General features: G+C 46.1%; 17 protein-coding genes. 16 read left to right on the top strand and 1 reads right to left on the bottom strand.

Going from position 1 to position 17,421, the window contains the following annotated elements; all coding sequences use genetic code 11:
- Nucleotides 1-4: 4 nt before the first annotated feature.
- Entirely contained in the window at nucleotides 5-1,798 is a 1,794-nt protein-coding gene (locus BMZ72_RS18625; protein WP_089810994.1) for an acyl-CoA dehydrogenase family protein, read from the bottom strand.
- A 72-nt stretch (nucleotides 1,799-1,870) separates the two neighbouring features.
- On the opposite strand from BMZ72_RS18625, the gene BMZ72_RS18630 reads away from it, so the two are divergent.
- The 16 genes from BMZ72_RS18630 (at nucleotide 1,871) to BMZ72_RS18705 (ending at nucleotide 17,384) form a co-directional block, all read left to right on the top strand.
- Nucleotides 1,871-2,674 (top strand): alpha/beta fold hydrolase, encoded by an 804-nt coding sequence (locus BMZ72_RS18630; protein ID WP_089810996.1) that lies wholly within the window; start codon nucleotides 1,871-1,873, stop codon nucleotides 2,672-2,674.
- Between the two features lie 63 nt (nucleotides 2,675-2,737).
- The gene (locus BMZ72_RS18635; protein WP_177222836.1) at nucleotides 2,738-3,880 is read left to right on the top strand and encodes a glycosyltransferase; all 1,143 of its coding nucleotides are present in this window, start codon (nucleotides 2,738-2,740) and stop codon (nucleotides 3,878-3,880) included.
- A 4-nt stretch (nucleotides 3,881-3,884) separates the two neighbouring features.
- Nucleotides 3,885-5,030: an ABC transporter permease gene (locus tag BMZ72_RS18640; RefSeq protein ID WP_089810999.1), complete on the top strand. Its 1,146-nt coding sequence runs from the start codon at nucleotides 3,885-3,887 to the stop codon at nucleotides 5,028-5,030.
- 56 nt (nucleotides 5,031-5,086) lie between these two features.
- A complete protein-coding gene (locus BMZ72_RS18645) occupies nucleotides 5,087-5,509 on the top strand; it encodes a hypothetical protein (RefSeq protein WP_089811001.1) in 423 nt (140 codons plus the stop codon).
- A gap of 254 nt (nucleotides 5,510-5,763) precedes the next feature.
- Complete coding sequence (locus BMZ72_RS18650; RefSeq protein WP_089811003.1) at nucleotides 5,764-6,858, top strand: glycosyltransferase; 1,095 nt, start codon at nucleotides 5,764-5,766, stop codon at nucleotides 6,856-6,858.
- Nucleotides 6,859-6,906: 48 nt separating this feature from the next.
- Entirely contained in the window at nucleotides 6,907-7,257 is a 351-nt protein-coding gene (gene gldC, locus BMZ72_RS18655; protein ID WP_012788718.1) for a gliding motility protein GldC, read from the top strand.
- Nucleotides 7,258-7,281: 24 nt separating this feature from the next.
- Nucleotides 7,282-7,734 carry a GatB/YqeY domain-containing protein gene (locus BMZ72_RS18660; protein ID WP_089811005.1) on the top strand — a complete coding sequence of 151 codons (453 nt, stop codon included), beginning with the start codon at nucleotides 7,282-7,284 and terminating at the stop codon, nucleotides 7,732-7,734.
- Between the two features lie 85 nt (nucleotides 7,735-7,819).
- Complete coding sequence (locus BMZ72_RS18665) at nucleotides 7,820-8,362, top strand: CvpA family protein (RefSeq protein WP_089811007.1); 543 nt, start codon at nucleotides 7,820-7,822, stop codon at nucleotides 8,360-8,362.
- A gap of 71 nt (nucleotides 8,363-8,433) precedes the next feature.
- Complete coding sequence (locus BMZ72_RS18670; RefSeq protein WP_012788721.1) at nucleotides 8,434-9,201, top strand: alpha/beta fold hydrolase; 768 nt, start codon at nucleotides 8,434-8,436, stop codon at nucleotides 9,199-9,201.
- 231 nt (nucleotides 9,202-9,432) lie between these two features.
- A complete protein-coding gene (locus BMZ72_RS18675) occupies nucleotides 9,433-10,092 on the top strand; it encodes a CBS domain-containing protein (protein ID WP_089811010.1) in 660 nt (219 codons plus the stop codon).
- 397 nt (nucleotides 10,093-10,489) lie between these two features.
- Nucleotides 10,490-11,377 carry an NAD kinase gene (locus tag BMZ72_RS18680; protein WP_089811012.1) on the top strand — a complete coding sequence of 296 codons (888 nt, stop codon included), beginning with the start codon at nucleotides 10,490-10,492 and terminating at the stop codon, nucleotides 11,375-11,377.
- 129 nt (nucleotides 11,378-11,506) lie between these two features.
- Complete coding sequence (locus BMZ72_RS18685) at nucleotides 11,507-12,373, top strand: type IX secretion system protein PorG (protein WP_089811014.1); 867 nt, start codon at nucleotides 11,507-11,509, stop codon at nucleotides 12,371-12,373.
- 231 nt (nucleotides 12,374-12,604) lie between these two features.
- Nucleotides 12,605-13,366, top strand: coding sequence for an isoprenyl transferase (locus BMZ72_RS18690; RefSeq protein ID WP_012788725.1), 762 nt, complete (start codon nucleotides 12,605-12,607; stop codon nucleotides 13,364-13,366).
- A complete protein-coding gene (locus BMZ72_RS18695) occupies nucleotides 13,347-16,091 on the top strand; it encodes a BamA/OMP85 family outer membrane protein (protein ID WP_089811016.1) in 2,745 nt (914 codons plus the stop codon). The genes BMZ72_RS18690 and BMZ72_RS18695 overlap by 20 nt, the downstream gene beginning before the upstream one ends.
- 183 nt (nucleotides 16,092-16,274) lie before the next feature.
- Nucleotides 16,275-16,811, top strand: a complete 537-nt coding sequence (locus BMZ72_RS18700; RefSeq protein WP_012788727.1) for an OmpH/Skp family outer membrane protein — start codon at nucleotides 16,275-16,277, stop codon at nucleotides 16,809-16,811.
- A gap of 63 nt (nucleotides 16,812-16,874) precedes the next feature.
- Nucleotides 16,875-17,384: an OmpH/Skp family outer membrane protein gene (locus tag BMZ72_RS18705; RefSeq protein WP_012788728.1), complete on the top strand. Its 510-nt coding sequence runs from the start codon at nucleotides 16,875-16,877 to the stop codon at nucleotides 17,382-17,384.
- Nucleotides 17,385-17,421: the final 37 nt, after the last annotated feature.

A 17,421-nucleotide genomic window follows, 5' to 3' on the forward strand; every position in this document is an offset into this window, starting at 1 on the left:
CAGCTTACCAGGCGTATTTATTTTCTGCGATTAATTTATCGGCTATACGTCTGCGTGCATCCCTTGTGTTAAAGGGAGCCGTTTTAGTAAAGCGTTTGATACCAAGCAGCATCATACGTTGTTCATCACCGCTGCCGAATGAATTGATCGCATCTTTTCCGTATTTGTTGATACGGTCAGCCGCGTCATTGATGTAGGTACGAACGATGTCAGCCTGCAATGCATTGACTGTTTCTCCTTCGAGTTCTATGCGTTTCAGGAGACGTAACAGGGCGCTTTCAGCGGCGAATGTTTCAATCGCCATATCAGCAATGTTCATGAGTATTTCCTGTTCATTCTGGAGGTTCTGCATGAGTTTTTGTACGGCGCCACCTGCTACCAGTAAGATCGCTTTTTTGAAGTTGGCGACCACTTTCTTTTCGGCAGCAAAAGGTGTTTCGTCTTCGCTACCGAAATCAGGAATGCTCATGAGTTCCTTCATTACATTCATAGCAGGATTCATGAGATCGAGACGGCCTTTTAAAGCGCGTTTCAGGGTCATGTCCAGGGCCAGGAGACGGTTGATCTCGTTGGTGCCTTCGAATATGCGGTTGATACGGCTGTCACGGTATGCTTTGGAAATAACGTATTCATCACTGAATCCGTTACCACCGTGAATCTGTACGCCTTCATCCACGGAAAAGTCCAGCGCTTCAGAACCCGCCACTTTCAGGATGGCGCATTCTACGGCATATTCTTCAGCAGCGCCCAGCAGGGCTTCTGCGAATGGTTTGCCGGCAGCGATGAGTTCTTTTTCTTTATCGTCAATGAGTTGTGCGGTGCGGTACAGGGCTGACTCGCATACCCAGTTCCGGATCACCATTTCACCCAGTTTATGTTTGATAGCGCCGAAATTGGCGATCGGTTGTTTGAACTGTTCGCGGGTATTGGCATACTGTACGGTGATGGTGGTGACGTTTTTAGCAGCACCCACAGCGGCAGCACAGAGTTTCAAACGGCCAATGTTCAGGATATTAAAGGCGATCAGGTGACCTTTACCGATTTCGCCGAGTACATTTTCCACGGGTACCTGGGCATCCTGGAAATAGATCTGCCTGGTGGAAGATCCTTTGATCCCCATTTTATGTTCTTCCGCTCCCAGGGTAAAACCAGGGGTGTCTTTATCAACGATAAATGCGGTGAACTGTTCTCCGTCGATCTTTGCGAATACGGTGAATACGTCAGCAAAGCCGGAGTTGGTGATCCAGCATTTCTGGCCGTTCAGTATATAGAATTTTCCATCTGCGGACAGTTTCGCCGTTGTTTTGGCGCTGAGTGCATCTGAACCGGAGTTAGGTTCGGTCAGTGCGTAAGCACCCTTCATTTGTCCGCTGCCAAGGAAAGGAATGTATTTCTGTTTCTGGGCTTCCGTACCGAAGTACAGGATAGGGAGAGAACCGATACCCGTGTGTGCCGCCATTGCTACGGAGAAGGAGTGGCCGGCGCCAAGGGCTTCATTGATCAGGGTAGCTGTGACGAAGTCTTTTCCCAGTCCGCCGTATTCTTCCGGAAATGCGGCGCCCAGCAGGCCGAGTTCACCCGCTTTATCCAGCAGGGAAGGCATGAGTCCTTCTTCCAGTTTATCAATACGGTCCAGTACGGGAGAAACTTCTTTGGTTACAAACTGCTCTGCCATTTCTCTGATCATACGTTGTTCTTCAGAGAAATCTTCCGGGGTAAAGACTTCGTTGGCAGGGGTTTCTTTTACGAGGAATTCCACGCCTTTCAGGGCGTGTTTGTTATCAACTGTAGCGTCCATCCTGAATTTTTTTTGGTCCTATTGTAATTTACTTGTTTTAGTGCAAACGGCAAAAGTTGATACATTTGTAACATGTCGTCCTTTTTCCTGCCATATCTGAAAAGCCGTTTTCATACCATTAGTGATGGAACAGGAGAGGAATTGCTGATATGTTTACATGGTTTCGGAGAGAATGCAGAGAGTTTCAGCCGATTACATTATACCCTGGGAGGGTACTTTACTATCGTGTCACTCGACTTGCCACTGCATGGAGCAACTGAGTGGAAGGAGGAACGGCCTTTTTCTATGGATGATCTGAAAGCAGTAATATTACTCATTCTGCAACATTACCGCTTTAAGACCTTTTCCCTGATGGGATATAGTATGGGAGGACGGGTGTCCCTCTGTGTTGTGCAGTTACTGGCCGAAAGGATCGACCGGCTTTACCTGCTGGCGCCGGACGGACTAAAGGATAACCGCTGGCATATGTTTGCTACACAGACTGGTTTAGGTAACAGATTGTTTAAACATTGTACGTACCATCCACAGTTATTTTTCGGGTTGCTGCACACCTGGCGATCTTTACGTTTCATCAGCAGAGGACTGCACAAATTCACTTTCAACAGTATGAACACGCTGGAAAAGCGGGAGAGGGTGTATTTTGTGTGGACGTGTATGGGGCAGATGATGCCGGACCGGGAATTGTGTAAACAGCAGCTGAAAAAATACCGTATCAGTACACTGCTGCTTTTCGGGAAATATGACCGCGTTATTCCTCCCGTATTAGGCATGCGTTTTATGGACGGTACATTCCCCTGTGAAATGCAGGTGCTGGAAAGAGGACACCAGCTGATCAGTGAAGATGCTGCGGAGGTGATCCGGGCATATAGTTTTTAATCAATCAACAACAACATACCATCCGCTGCGGACTACACCAGTCGCGGCCTAATGAAGCAGTATATGTACATTATTCTATCGATCTTGTCTCTGTTGGGTATTATTTATGGTTATCTGATGTTTCGTTATGGAGAGGGCTGGAAAAAGCTGCAGTCTTTCAAGCCTGTTAACCCGATCAGCGGCCGCACAAAAGTCACCGTAATCATTCCTGCCAGAGATGAGGAAGATAATCTGCCGCCCCTTTTACAGTCATTAAAAGCACAGACCTATCCGGCTGAATTGTTTGAGGTGATTGTGATCGATGATTTTTCTACAGATGGTACTGCGGAAGCAGTGCGTAATTTCCCGGCATCCAATGTGCGTTTGTTACAACTGAGTCAGCACCTGAGCGCAGAACAGCGACTCAATTCCTATAAGAAAAAAGCCATTGAAATGGCGGTGGAACGTGCAACCGGAGATATCATTATGACAACAGATGCGGATTGTGAAATGGGACCGGAGTGGATCATGCGGATGGTACAGTTTTATGAAACCTATCAGCCTAAATTTATCGCGGCACCTGTGAGTTTCCATAAAGAAGATAACTTCTTCAAAGCTTTACAGTCACTGGATTTTATGACCATGCAGGGCATCACAGGAGCGCTGGCAGCCTTAAAATCAGGAACCATGTGTAATGGCGCTAACCTGGCATATGAGCGGAAGGTGTTTTATGAGGTAGGCGGATTCAAGGGGATTGATAATATCGCTTCGGGAGATGATATGCTGCTTATGTTTAAGATCTATCGCGCTTATCCTGAAGGCGTGCTTTATATGAAAACAAAAGATGCGATCGTGCGTACACTACCGGTAGATACGTTCAGGGCGTTTATGAACCAGCGTATCCGCTGGTCTTCCAAAGCAGATAAGTATGACGATAAACGACTGATATGGGTGCTGGCGCTGGTTTATTTCTGGAATGTAGGTATCCTGCTGGCTGGTATTGCCGCACTGTTCATTCCGGTATTACGCCTGTGGATGCTGGGGCTGCTGATCTATAAAGTGCTGGTGGAATTCTATTTCCTGATACCGGTAGCACGTTTCTTTGATAAAACATCACTGTTATCGCGGTTTATACCCGGACAGTTATTCCATATTCCTTACATTGTAGTAGCGGGTTGGTTGGGCAAGTTTGGTTCTTATCAGTGGAAAGGCAGAAAAGTTAAATAGCAGTATGTCTCTCAGTAACAGCAATACTTCTTTTGGCCGTCAGGCCTGGAAACGCCTGCGGCGCAATAAAGGCGCTGTAGCAGGAATGCTGTTGATCATACTGGCGATTATCGTCAGTATACTGGCATATATCATTGCGCCGGATGGTACACCTTATGCAAACCGGATGCTGCTGGAAGCAGGCGGACAAAAGCCTGGTTTTCACCTGCGCCTGCTGGCATTAAAACAGGACAGGGAGTTGAGCCGTGTGGGCTTCTTTTCCCGTCTGATGAACGGGCAACAGGATACGCTGAGTTATATACCTATCCGTGACTGGCATTTTCAGGGAGATTCAGTGGTGGTGGACCGGTACCTGGATGAAGAAGAGACGGCCCGGGAAAAATATAGCCTGAGCCGGGTATTATTTGCAAAAGAACTACCGGTGGGAGACCATCTAAAAGAATGGCAGGAGGCAGTCAGGACACAGCACATACAGGAACGAACCTATCGGCTGGGAACAGATAAATTCGGCCGGGATATTCTGAGCCGTCTGCTGGTAGGAACAAGGGTAAGTCTGAGCGTAGGCTGTATTGCGGTGATCATTTCCCTGACCATAGGTATCTTCCTGGGGGCAATAGCTGGTTATTTCCGGGGAGTGACAGATGATGTAGTGATGTGGGGGGTGAATGTGATATGGTCGGTGCCTACCTTGTTGCTGGTATTTGCTATTACCCTGGCTTTGGGGAAGGGATTCTGGCAGGTGTTTATCGCGGTCGGACTGACCATGTGGGTGAATGTGGCCAGGATCATCCGGGGGCAGGTGCTGGCTTTGCGGGAACTGCCTTTTATAGAAGCGACAAAAGCGCTGGGGTATGGACATAGCCGTACAATTGTGCGGCATATATTACCGAATATCCTGGGACCGGTGATGGTCGTGGCGGCAGGCAATTTTGCAACCGCTATCGTGATAGAGGCCGGCTTGAGTTTTCTGGGGGTGGGGGTACAACCACCACAACCCTCCTGGGGACTGATGATCAAGGAAAATTACAACTTTATCATCACCCATAACCCAATGCTTGCATTAATTCCGGGGCTGGCGATTATGGTCATGGTATTGGCGTTTAATCTGTTAGGAAACGGACTGCGGGATGCAATGGATGTAAGGCAGTGAACACTTGGATCGCATTATAAAAACAGTTAATTTTACTTTATCCATAATTTTTTACTATGCCTTTGAAATCATATCTCTTTATTGTACTGGCTTTCCTCGGGCTGACATTTACATCCTGTGGCAAAAAAGGAGCCGCCGAACCTAAACCGGAAGAAGAAGGCCTGAAAGTATCGCTGGAAAACGTAGCAGAAGGTCAGTATACCGCTGCTCCCGGCGAGAGTTATACCTTCCAGGTAAAAGTTTCTTCCAAAATGCCTGAAAAAGGCGTCAATGTTAAAGTAGACGTTATTACTGATCCGGGTGGTATTGTATTCCCACAGAATCCGGTAGCGCCTTCCAAAGACAGTGTTATCAATGTGACACTGATAGGACTGGAGCCGATCCGTACGGTGAAGGTAACGATCACGATCACATCTGAAGGAAATGACAAGAATACTGTTGTCAAGACTTTCTGGATTACCAATAAGTCAGAGGAGTAATGTTAATATAATATCAGACTTAAGATATCAGATAAAAGCCGGATCCGCTACCAATAAGGGTCCGGCTTTTATTTTGAGTCCTGGACGAACAAGCGGCGAATTAGTGACGAATCTGCGACGAATAAGCGTTATGAAAGCAAAAGTGGTGAATCCCAATTTTTTAATACTATTTTAACTGCCATAGCAGGTAATTATCTCTGTGTAGTCTTTATTTCTTTCTAGTTTTGCACCTTGCAGAATAAGCAGCCAAATTTATGCGTATAGGAGTGAATGCTTCCTGTGTACTGCAGGATACGCCTGCTGACACAGGTAATATAGCCAGGGATTTATTGTTAGGACTATGTAACCATCATCCGGAACACCAGTTTATCCTCTTCTTTGATCAGGACCCGTCAGCTGCCATACAATGGCCGGGTAATGTGACGACTGTTGTGATACCCCTCAGCGGGACACAGGCATGGCGTCGTTATCTGTGGCTGGAGTGGAAGCTGGTCAGTGCCATGAAGAAACAGCAACTGGATCTGTTCCTGGGATTGGATGGGCAGTTGCCTTTAAGAAACAAAATACCAGCTCAGCTGTTGATCAGCGACATGGGCTTTTTACATGGAGCAGTAGGTATACCGGCTACAGAACAGCGGTTTTTACAGAAAAACCTGATTAAATACATCAGGCAGGCTAAAAAAGTGATCGTACTGTCCAACACGCTGGAAAAGGACGTATTACAGTATGCACCTGAAGCTGCCGGGAAGGTGACAGTGCTGAAACCAGCAGTAGATGCAAGCTATCATCCCCTGGAATGGGAAGCCCGTGAAGAGGTAAAGGAAACCTATGCCGGCCGGGTGGAATACTTTGCTGTGGTAGGCAGGGTGCATCCGAAGAATAACCTTATGCCGTTGCTGAAAGCATTTTCGGCTTTGAAGCGACGCCTGCATTCCAATATGAAATTATTGTTAATAGGGGGGCATACAGCAGCCGGAAATGAGATTATTGAATCACTGACTTCCTACAAATACAGGAATGATGTGATACTGTTACCTGAGGTAGATCAGGCAGAGCTGGCCAGACTGGTAGCAGGCGCCTATGCCCTGGTTTATCCGCCCCGTTTTGAGGGGGTGGCCATGCCGGTATATGCTGCTATGCAGAGTGAGGTGCCGGTTATTGCCCTGGATGGCGCTGCTGCCAGAGAAGCAGGCGGAGAGGCTGTATTGTTTGCTGATCCGGAAAGTCTGGAAGATCTGGCAGATAAGATGTGCCTGCTGTATAAGGATGAACAGCTGCGCAGTCGCCTGCTGGGAAATATTAAAAAAGCGGACTGGGCTACGGCGCTGGACGTGCTAATAACAGATTAGGCAATTAATACCTAAATTTGCGGTTCTTAAAATTTGGGAACAAACATCATGGGAAAGACATCTACCATACAGATTCAGGTGGGACTGGATAATGACCGGGTACCTGAGAAGATAGAATGGAGAGCAACAGACAGCTCTGAAGCGGACCGTTTCCAGGAGGCCAAAGCAATGATGGTCGCTTTCTGGGATGGTGGTGATAAAACCGCGCTGCGCATAGATTTATGGACTAAACAAATGATGGTGGATGAAATGGCAGATTTCTTTTATCAGACCATGATGACCATGGCCGATACCTACCAGCGTGCAACTCCATACAAGGATCAGGCGGATGACCTCCGTGCTTTTGCAAAAGACTTCTTCAAGAAGTTTGAAGAAAAGCAGAAGCTGGAACAACAATAAGCCATAACCTTAAAACAACCACATATGTCATTAGAATTAAATATCAATGCTGCTATCAAAGCAGCGATGCTGGCGAAAAGCGAAGCTGAACTGCGTGCTCTGCGCGCTATCAAAGCTGCTATATTGCTGGCTAAAACAGCAGAAGGTGGTGGGGCAGAACTGACAGAGGCTGACGAGACGAAACTCTTGCAGAAACTGGCGAAGCAAAGGAAAGACTCCCTGGAGATCTTCCGTCAGCAGAACCGTGAAGATCTGGCAGTGAAAGAAGAAGAAGAGCTGGTAGTGATCGAAAGATATCTGCCTAAGCAGATGGATGAGGCGGAACTGAAAGCCGTTATAACTGAGATCATCGCAACAACAGGCGCCAGTTCACCTGCCGATATGGGTAAGGTGATGGGTGTAGCTTCCAAACAACTGGCCGGCAAGGCTGATGGTAAAGCTATTTCCACAATGGTGAAAGAGTTGTTAGCCAAATAATTGCAGCAGCAGGACCGGTGTCGGCAGATCGTAAACGGATAAGCAGACCGGTCCTGTTCTTTCCCTTCTTTATCCTATTGAAATCATGGGCATTGACATAGTTTTTGCTATCCTGATGGTATTAGCCATTTATAAAGGGTACAGCCGTGGGCTGATAGTAGCCGTCTTCTCTTTTATTGCGGTGACCCTGGGACTGGCAGCCGCGTTGAAATTAACCACTGTAACGGCCCTCTATGCCCAGGAACACTGGAATATCCACACCCGGTGGTTACCTGTACTGTGCTTCATCGCGCTTTTCGTTGGCGTCGTATTTCTTGTACGGTTTGGCGCTACACTTATTCAGGCCATGGTTGAGGCTGCAATGATGGGTTGGTTAAACAAATTAGGTGGAATTATATTATATAGTGCTATCTTTATCACTGTTTATAGCATCCTGTTATGGATTGCCAATCAAATGTACTGGTTAAGCCCGGAGATAAAGATGCAATCTGTAGTATACCCCTACATAGAGCCTCTTGGTCCGGTTGTGATGAATGTATGGGGTAAAATTGTTCCCATCTTCAGGGATATGTTCGAAAATCTTCAGTCATTTTTTGACAACGCAGCTAAGGAAATACAAGCTACTTAGCTCGCTTCAAAGATTATTTGAATTAATAAAAAGAATTATTTTAGCGCAAAATTGACTTTCAAGCTTTGGCAATGGTTTACGAAATAAAAACACAGGGAAAGTTTAAATTCATTGAAGAAGGAGAGGGGGAGCCTTTGGTGTTATTGCACGGTTTATTCGGTGCGATGAGCAACTTTGGCGGTCTGATTGATTACTTCCGGCACTACAATAAAGTAGTAGTACCGATTTTGCCTCTGTTTGATCTGAATATTCTGGACACTTCCGTATCAGGACTGGCGAAGTATGTGCACAAGTTCATAGAAACCATGGGGTACACCAATGTACACCTGCTTGGTAACTCCCTGGGTGGTCACGTAGGACTGGTATACCTGCTGAAACATCCGGAAGCGCATACAAAATCATTGACACTGACTGGTAGTTCCGGACTGTTTGAAAATGGTATGGGTGAAACTTACCCTAAACGTGGCGACTACGAATATATCCGTAAAAAAACGGAGCTGACATTCTATGATCCGGCAATGGCTACCAAAGAACTGGTGGACGAAGTATTCGATATTACCACCAACCGTCTGAAGGTGATCAAAATTATTACCCTGGCAAAATCCGCAATCCGTCATAACCTGGGCGAAGAACTGCGTGATATCAAAATACCTACACTGCTGGTATGGGGACTGAACGATACCGTAACACCTCCGATGGTGGGCGAGGAGTTCAAGAAACTCATTCCTAACTCAGAACTGCACTTCATTGATAAATGCGGTCACGCCCCGATGATGGAGCGTCCGGATGAATTCAACAAGATCCTGCATCCGTTCCTCGAGAAGTTGAAAAACCAGTAAAACAACGAACTAACAAACCTTCTTGCGAATAACATTCTTAAAGAGGCTGTTCTCCATATGGCGGACAGCCTCTTGTTTTTATACAAAGATTCCCTGTCTCCCATGTAACAAACCATTCTAACCCAGCGTTTCGTATATAAGTAAGAGCATGTCCGTTTATCACAAATCTTTCCCATAAGGACGGCGTTCGCGATTCTTTTCTTATTATTGTATCATAATAGCTCAAACACAATGCTGGCAAGAGATCTCATATCAACCGTCGTCCCAATTCTGCATCCCCTGGATCCAGGTTCGAGAGCCCTGCGACTGATGAATGAATATCATCTGACGCAGCTGCCACTCGTGTTGGAGAATAAATATCTGGCACTGGTAGAAGAAGATGATATACTGGACCTGGAAGATCCGGAAATTGCTTTGGAAAACATGGAATACAACGGCCCTAAACCCGCTGTTGCTGAAAACGCTCACTTCTTTGAAGCCGTGCGTCTTTTTCATGAAATGAAGCTCGCAGTGCTTCCCGTTATCAGCCATGAAAAGGAATATATCGGCGTACTCACCAAAGACAGTTTACTGACAGCCCTCGCACAATATAACGGTGTGAAGGAACATGGCGGTATTCTGGCCCTGGACATTGATCCGCGTGATTATAGCCTGAGTGAAATAGCACGTATTGCAGAGTCCAATGATGTGACACTGCTCAGCGTGAATACTATCACCTTTCCTTCCGGCCGTCTGGAAGTATTACTGAAGACCAACCGTCAGGAACTCCACGGCCTGGTGGCTACTTTTGAAAGATTTAACTACATTATTAAGTATACCATTACTGAAGAACAGGAAGAAGATCTGCTGAAGAAAAACTACGATCTGCTGATGAATTATATCAGTATGTAATTGTACAACCATGCTCAGTAAAAGCGAAACGCATAACGGATCTGCCGGTATGCGTTTCGCTTTTTGTACAGTGTTACTGTGTTGAAAAGACAGGTTTGTTTCGAAAGGTGCAGATCTACCAATGTCTTCTGTTGATCAACGTAATCGTCTACATACCTGCGCATGTGTCTGACAATGTATTACATGATTGATGCGGACGTATATACACCCGCGTTAATGTCACTTATGGTAACAGGTGAGAATGATCCGCTATTTAAGCAGTTCAAACGCTGAGGTCAGGTTATGTTCTCCGGACATTTTCATCTTTGTGTAAGTTGGCAGGGTAAAAAAGGCTATTTTTACGCCTAACCATGGTGAGGTATTCCTGCTTAACCCATGGTCCACCTAAGATCAGATTATGCATATTGCTATTTACAGCCGGGGATTTGTAAAAGAAGACCTGCCCATTATTCAGTTACTGCTGGATGAGCTGGTGCGGGAGGAAATGGAGACTGTTATTTACCAACCTTTCTGCGAGTCACTGGCGCCGTATATCCGCTTCAGTAAAACACCTGACACATTCTGTTGCGCAGAAGATCTGCATGGCAAGGCGGACATACTGGTCAGCCTGGGAGGAGACGGGACGCTGCTGGACACTGTTTGTTATGTAAGGGATACAAATGTACCTGTATTAGGTATCAATTTCGGCCGTCTGGGTTTTCTGGCCAGTATCGGCAAGGATGCCATCAATGCAGCGGTGCAGGCATTGAAGCAGCGTACCTATGTGGTAGACCGTCGTTCATTGCTGCACCTGGACTCCAATATCGGCCTGTTCGGTGATGTGCCCTATGCGCTGAATGACTTTACCATTCACAAGAAAGATACCTCCGCAATGATCAAGATCCATACTTACCTGAATGGTGAGTTTCTGAATACCTACTGGTCAGATGGATTGATCGTGGCGACACCTACGGGGTCGACGGGGTATTCCCTGAGCTGCGGCGGACCGGTCGTATTTCCGGATGCGGGTAGTTTTGTGATCACGCCGGTGGCCCCACATAATCTGAACGTGAGACCGGTCATCGTTCCCGACAATCATGTGATATCGTTTGAGGTAGAGGGGCGTAGTGACCAGTTTTTATGTACCCTGGATTCACGGATGGAAATAATTGATAATACGGTCCAGCTGGCTATTAAAAAAGAAGATTTCAAGATCAGTCTTTTAAGACTGGATGATAGCAATTTTCTACATACATTGCGGAATAAGTTGTTGTGGGGAATAGACACGAGAAATAGATTAAAATAATTATATCTGTACAGGGGATTGCAAATAAGCACATTAGTATTTTTCATTACATTTGTTTGATTTATTTAATACCAAAAGCAGGGATAATCGCGTTTTAGGAATTATCGTCGCGTTAAGCAGTACCGATCTATGGGTAAACCTTACTTTTTCTTCAAGTGTTTCTTAAAGTCCGGCCTCGTAGCAGTAATATCCCTGTTCCTGACGCCCGCTTTCGCTCAGAACGAGCTGTCATATACCGGAGAACTGGGCCTTTCAGTAGGCGCAGCTCACTATTTTGGTGATCTCAATACCAAAGGTGCGCTCAATGCTGCAAAGCCGGCTATCGGTGTTTACTACCGGAAGTACATGAACGACTATATCGGTCTGCGTGTACATGGCCGTTTTATGCAACTGGGTTATTCTGATATCTACAATAAGAATGATTTTCAGCACAGACGTAATCTCAGCTTCAATACAGATGTATTTGAGCTGGGGGTACAGGGTGACTTTAACTTTTTCCGGTTTGAGCCGGGTTCTCAATACTACCGCTTTTCGCCCTATTTCACCGGCGGAGCATCTATCTTCTACTACAATCCTTACGCTTATCTGAATGGCGTGAAATACCGTCTGCAGCCTCTGCGTACCGAGGGGCAGGGTAGCGCCATGTATCCGGACCGGAAGCCTTACAGTCTGACGTCCCTGGCATTTCTGCTGGGAGGTGGCTTCAAGTACAACATATCCCGCAAGGTGAACCTTGGTCTGGAGGTATTGTACCGGTTTACGAATACGGACTACCTGGATGACGTAAGTACTACTTATGCCGGTCCGGCCGTATTTCCGCCTGACGCTCAGGGACATAGTACAACTGCTTACCTTTTACAGGACCGTTCCTATGCCACAGGAGACCGTATCGGGGTCGCCGGACGTCAGCGGGGTAACAGCCGTGACAAGGACCAGTTTGTTACTGCGGAGCTCACAATCAGCATTTTATTCACCTCTTACAGATGTAAATTCTGATTTCGCAGTCATGGTCAGGCTATTGGCAGTTCAATAATGCCAATTGGCCTATTTTGTTAAATTTTCATTACCAGTTTTTGGCGCAAAACAGCGGTCAGTAAAGGATTTCGCTGTTAAAACTACGTTAAAACCCCAGCCCCCCCTTTGCCGGGAAAGGCATAATTCTATTTTTGTATCTTTGCAAACTTTACTAAAAATCTGTATCGATATTATAATCCGCCGGAGATACTCATGAGTTTGAAGGATAAATTAGACTTGCAACGGTTACCACGACATATTGCCATCATTATGGATGGAAATGGCCGTTGGGCTAAAGAGCGTGGCCAGGACAGACTTTTCGGACACCATGAGGGCGTCGAAAGTGTTCGCAATATTACCGAGGCCTGTGCTGAATTAGGTATCGGGTATCTTACCTTGTATGCTTTTTCGACAGAAAACTGGGACCGCCCCGTTTACGAGGTAAACGGTATCATGGAATTACTCGTAAATACCATCCGCAATGAGGTAGCTACCCTCATGAAAAATAATATCAGGCTGCATGTGATTGGGGACATGAACATGCTGCCGGGTAACTGTAAAAACGAAATGGAGGAGGCTATGTCCATCACCAGCCAGAATACCGGGCTTAACCTGGTAATGGCGCTTAGTTACAGTGCCCGCTGGGAGATCGTGAATGCCGCGAAAAATATCGCCCAGGATGTAAAAGATGGTAAGCTCGCACCGGAGGCAGTAACCCCTGAGATGTGGCAGAAATATCTGTGTACTGCTACACTGCCAGATCCCGAACTGATGATCAGAACGAGCGGAGAATGCAGGATCAGTAACTTTCTACTATACCAGTTGGCCTATGCGGAGTTATACTTTACCGACACGCGTTGGCCGGATTTCCGCAAAGAACACCTTTACGAAGCCATCCTCAATTTTCAGAACAGAGAAAGGCGCTTTGGCAAAACAAGCGAACAAATACAGCAGAATGAAGAAATTATTTCCTAAGAGCCTACTGGCCATAGTATTATGTTGCAGTGCCGGCATCCGTGTGTCCGCCCAGATCAGGGACACCAGTGTTACGCCGGTTCCAACACCTGACCAGCAAGCGGCGGGATTGAATTTATCAGGTCCGTTACAGGCGCAGCCTTACGAAATTGCTGACATTACCATCGTAGGGACGCAATACCTCGATAAATCTCTGCTGATTTCCCTGTCAGGCCTCAATGTCGGTGATAAAGTGGTTTATCCCGGCGGTGACCAGTTCGCAAAGGCCATCCAGAGTCTCTGGGGCCAGCGTTTGTTTGCCAACGTTGCTATTTATGTTACCAAAATAGAAGACGGTAAGATCTGGCTGGAAATAGAACTCCAGGAACGTCCCCGTCTGAATAACTTCGTTTTCAGAGGCGTAAAAAAGTCTGAAACAGAAGAACTGATAAAAAAAGCCGGTCTGCGTAAAGGATCCGTTGTAACCGAGAGCATGAAGCAAAATGCAATCGGCGTGATCTCCAAACACTACGGCGATAAAGGCTTCCGCAATGCGACCGTTAATATTACCGAAAGAACAGATACCTCCCAGGTAAATGCTTCTGACCTGGTAATTACCGTAGTAAAGGGTGGTAAAGCAAAAGTGAATGATATCCAGATCGTTGGTAACGACAATATTGACGATACAAGGGTGAAGAAAAAAATGAAAGGTACCAAAGAGCGTACCCGCTTCACTTTATACCCGGATATCGAGTCGGTATATGAAGATTCAACCGAATTGCAGGACAACTACTGGAAAACCTTCGGTTTCCTGTATCCTTCCCGCACCATGGAAGAACTGGATCCTTATTTCCGCTTCAAATTATTCTCTTCCGCCAAGTTCAATGAGAACAAATACGCAGAAGATAAAGAGAAAGTAATCGCTTATTATAACACACAGGGTTACCGTGACGCTGTGCTGGTGAGAGATACTACCTACCGTGCGCACAATGGTGGTGTAAACGTAGCCATGCAGATCAGTGAGGGTAAGAAATATTACTTCGGTAACATTACCTGGAAAGGTAATAGCCGTTATAATGACTCCCTGCTGACCCGTGTACTCGGTATCAGAAAAGGTGATACCTACAACCAGGAACTGCTCCAGAAACGCTTATTGTCTTCTGAAGGTGGCGACATCGGTGGTATGTACATGGACTTCGGTTACCTGTTCTTCCGTGCTGACCCTGTAGAGGTAGCCATCCATGGCGATACCATCGACTATGAGATCCGTATCTCTGAAGGTCCGCAGGCAACCATCAAAGAAGTACGTATTGCCGGTAACGAAAAAACCAACGAACACGTAATCCGTCGTGAGTTGCGTACCCTGCCTGGTGAGAAATTCAGCCGTACTGACCTGATCCGTTCCAACCGTGAGATCGCGAACCTCGGTTTCTTCAACCCTGAGAAGATCGGTATGGACCCTGTACCGAACATCCAGGATGGTACCGTGGATATTAACTATACCGTAGAAGAGAAAGCGAATGACCAGCTGGAATTATCTGCCGGCTGGGGTGGTTACATCGGTCTGACCGGTACTTTGGGTGTAACCTTCAACAACTTCTCCCTGCGTAACATCTTAAGAAAAGAAACATGGGATCCATTACCAAGTGGTGACGGTCAGAAATTATCTGTACGTGTATCATCCAACGGTAAAGCCTATCGCTCCTATAACTTCTCATTCACAGAGCCATGGTTAGGTGGTAAAAAGCGTAACCAGTTCTCTGTCAGCTTCTATAGCAGCTACCAGAACCCGAACGCTTATTCTGCTTATATATATGGTAGCACCCTGTCAAACAATGCTTACTTCAAGGTATTGGGTGGTTCCGTATCCCTGGGTAAACAGCTGAAATGGCCGGATGACTTCTTCACGCTGATCTATTCCCTGAACTATCAGCAGTATAAACTGAAGAACTATAACTACTTCAATATTCCTGGTTTCTCCAGCGGTACTTCCAATAACGTCAACGTGAAACTGACCCTCGCCCGTTCATCTGTTAACCAGCAGATCTATCCGAGCAGTGGTTCCAACTTCCTGTTGTCCGGACAGTTCACGCCGCCTTACTCCTTATTTAACCCTAACAGGGATTACAAACTGGAGTCTATTCAGGATCAGTTCAACCTGATTGAGTACCAGAAGTATCGTTTCAATGCGGAGTGGTACGTACCATTGAGCAGACCTAAAGGTTCCGATAACAAAGTGTTCGTAATGAAGGTTGCTGCTAAATTCGGTTACATCGGCCGCTACAACAACCGTACAACATTGTCTCCATTTGGTCGTTTTGAACTGGGTGGTGACGGTCTGAGTAACTTCGCGATCTATGACCGTGATATCATCTCTCAGAGAGGTTATCCGGTATACTATACTTCCGATCCAAGGATGAACTCAGAAACCGGACAACCAACAGGTTACGAAGGTTTCACTGTGTTCAACAAATACATAATGGAGTTACGTTATCCGTTCAGTCTGAACCCGAGCTCTACCATCTTTGGTCTGGCGTTCCTGGAAGCAGCCAACGGTTACCGCGACGTAAAAGACTACAATCCGTTCAGATTACGCCGTTCCGCAGGTCTCGGTATGCGTTTCTACCTGCCGATGTTTGGTCTGCTTGGATTTGACTATGGTATCGGTTTCGACCGTCTGCAGTCCGGCAATGGTCTGAAAGATGCTGCCAAGTTCACCTTCATGCTGGGCTTCGAACCGGAATAATAGGTATGCCGGCTGGCATAAAAAACGCGCAGGCGTTGATATTCAGTCAGTCGTATGAGGGCGAAAGTGCAGTATAATGGACCTAAAGTGGTAGTGCGGAATGATGTTAGAATAAATTTTAAATTATATATTGCAATTTCGAACCCTGGTATCAATTTGGCAGGTAATTTGAAAACGACAAGTATGAAAAAAATATCCCTCATAGCCGCCGTTCTGTTCTGTTGCACATTTACGGCCTTTGCACAGCGTTACTGCGTGATAGACACAAAGTACATCCTGGAAAATGTGCCTGACTATAAAGAGGCGCAGGGCAAACTTGATGCTGTGGCAGAACAATGGCAGAAAGAAATAGACGCTAAATTCCTGGAAGTAGATAAGATGTATAAGTCTTATCAGGCAGAACAGGTAATGCTGACAGAAGAGCTGAAACATAAAAGAGAGGAAGAAATAATAGCAAAGGAGAAAGAAGCAAAAGATCTGCAAAAGAAGCGCTTCGGATATGAAGGAGATCTTTTCAAGAAACGTGAGGAACTGGTAAAGCCTATTCAGGATAAAGTTTACAACGCCGTTCAGAAACTGGCCGCGCAGAGGATGTATGACTTCATACTGGATAAATCGGGAGGCGTGACTGTTATCTTCTCTGACCCTAAACTGGATAAGAGCGACGACATTCTGCGTTCCCTGGGTATAAAGAAAGACGCACCGGCTACAGGCGAGTAATCGTATAAACCATTTTATAACCTTTGTATTAGTATTAAAAGTTTTTTAAACACAGACAACATCATGAAGAAGTATGTAATTATTGCTTTCGTGGCAGTTTCAGGATTGTTCAGCGTAAATGCAATGGCTCAGTCCAAGGTTGGACATATTAACGCTCAAGCTCTGATCGAGGCTATGCCGGAGGCACAGACTGCACAGAAAACACTGCAGCAGTTTGCAGAGGAGCTGGATAAAGATGGTAAAGGGCTGATCGATGAGTACCAGAAGAAACTGGCTGAATTCGATAAATCTGCAGCTACTATGACTGATAACATGAAGGAGATCAAAACTAAAGAGATCCAGACTGCTCAGAAAAATATACAGGACTACCAGGAATCAGCTCAGCAGAAAATCGAGCAGAAACGTGGTGAAATCCTGAAACCAATCTACGATAAAGCACGTAAAGCAATCGAAGATGTAGCTAAAGAAAAAGGTTACGGTTACGTAATCGACAGCTCTGTAGGCGTTCTGCTGGTATCTCCTGCAGGTGATGACCTGGCTCCGGCTGTTAAAACCAAACTGGGTATCAAATAATTCGCTATAAGCAGTTATTAACTTTTATAGCTGCCCT

Origin of the sequence: Chitinophaga sp. YR627 (assembly GCF_900114995.1) — a bacterium.
In the GTDB taxonomy this organism is placed as follows: Bacteria; Bacteroidota; Bacteroidia; order Chitinophagales; family Chitinophagaceae; genus Chitinophaga.

Coding starts and splice junctions, on each gene's coding strand:
- BMZ72_RS18625 (WP_089810994.1), bottom strand. CDS start 1,798: ATGGACGCTACAGTTGATAACAAACACGCCCTGAAAGGCGTGGAATTC.
- BMZ72_RS18630 (WP_089810996.1), top strand. CDS start 1,871: ATGTCGTCCTTTTTCCTGCCATATCTGAAAAGCCGTTTTCATACCATT.
- BMZ72_RS18635 (WP_177222836.1), top strand. CDS start 2,738: ATGTACATTATTCTATCGATCTTGTCTCTGTTGGGTATTATTTATGGT.
- BMZ72_RS18640 (WP_089810999.1), top strand. CDS start 3,885: ATGTCTCTCAGTAACAGCAATACTTCTTTTGGCCGTCAGGCCTGGAAA.
- BMZ72_RS18645 (WP_089811001.1), top strand. CDS start 5,087: ATGCCTTTGAAATCATATCTCTTTATTGTACTGGCTTTCCTCGGGCTG.
- BMZ72_RS18650 (WP_089811003.1), top strand. CDS start 5,764: ATGCGTATAGGAGTGAATGCTTCCTGTGTACTGCAGGATACGCCTGCT.
- gldC (WP_012788718.1), top strand. CDS start 6,907: ATGGGAAAGACATCTACCATACAGATTCAGGTGGGACTGGATAATGAC.
- BMZ72_RS18660 (WP_089811005.1), top strand. CDS start 7,282: ATGTCATTAGAATTAAATATCAATGCTGCTATCAAAGCAGCGATGCTG.
- BMZ72_RS18665 (WP_089811007.1), top strand. CDS start 7,820: ATGGGCATTGACATAGTTTTTGCTATCCTGATGGTATTAGCCATTTAT.
- BMZ72_RS18670 (WP_012788721.1), top strand. CDS start 8,434: ATGGTTTACGAAATAAAAACACAGGGAAAGTTTAAATTCATTGAAGAA.
- BMZ72_RS18675 (WP_089811010.1), top strand. CDS start 9,433: ATGCTGGCAAGAGATCTCATATCAACCGTCGTCCCAATTCTGCATCCC.
- BMZ72_RS18680 (WP_089811012.1), top strand. CDS start 10,490: ATGCATATTGCTATTTACAGCCGGGGATTTGTAAAAGAAGACCTGCCC.
- BMZ72_RS18685 (WP_089811014.1), top strand. CDS start 11,507: ATGGGTAAACCTTACTTTTTCTTCAAGTGTTTCTTAAAGTCCGGCCTC.
- BMZ72_RS18690 (WP_012788725.1), top strand. CDS start 12,605: ATGAGTTTGAAGGATAAATTAGACTTGCAACGGTTACCACGACATATT.
- BMZ72_RS18695 (WP_089811016.1), top strand. CDS start 13,347: ATGAAGAAATTATTTCCTAAGAGCCTACTGGCCATAGTATTATGTTGC.
- BMZ72_RS18700 (WP_012788727.1), top strand. CDS start 16,275: ATGAAAAAAATATCCCTCATAGCCGCCGTTCTGTTCTGTTGCACATTT.
- BMZ72_RS18705 (WP_012788728.1), top strand. CDS start 16,875: ATGAAGAAGTATGTAATTATTGCTTTCGTGGCAGTTTCAGGATTGTTC.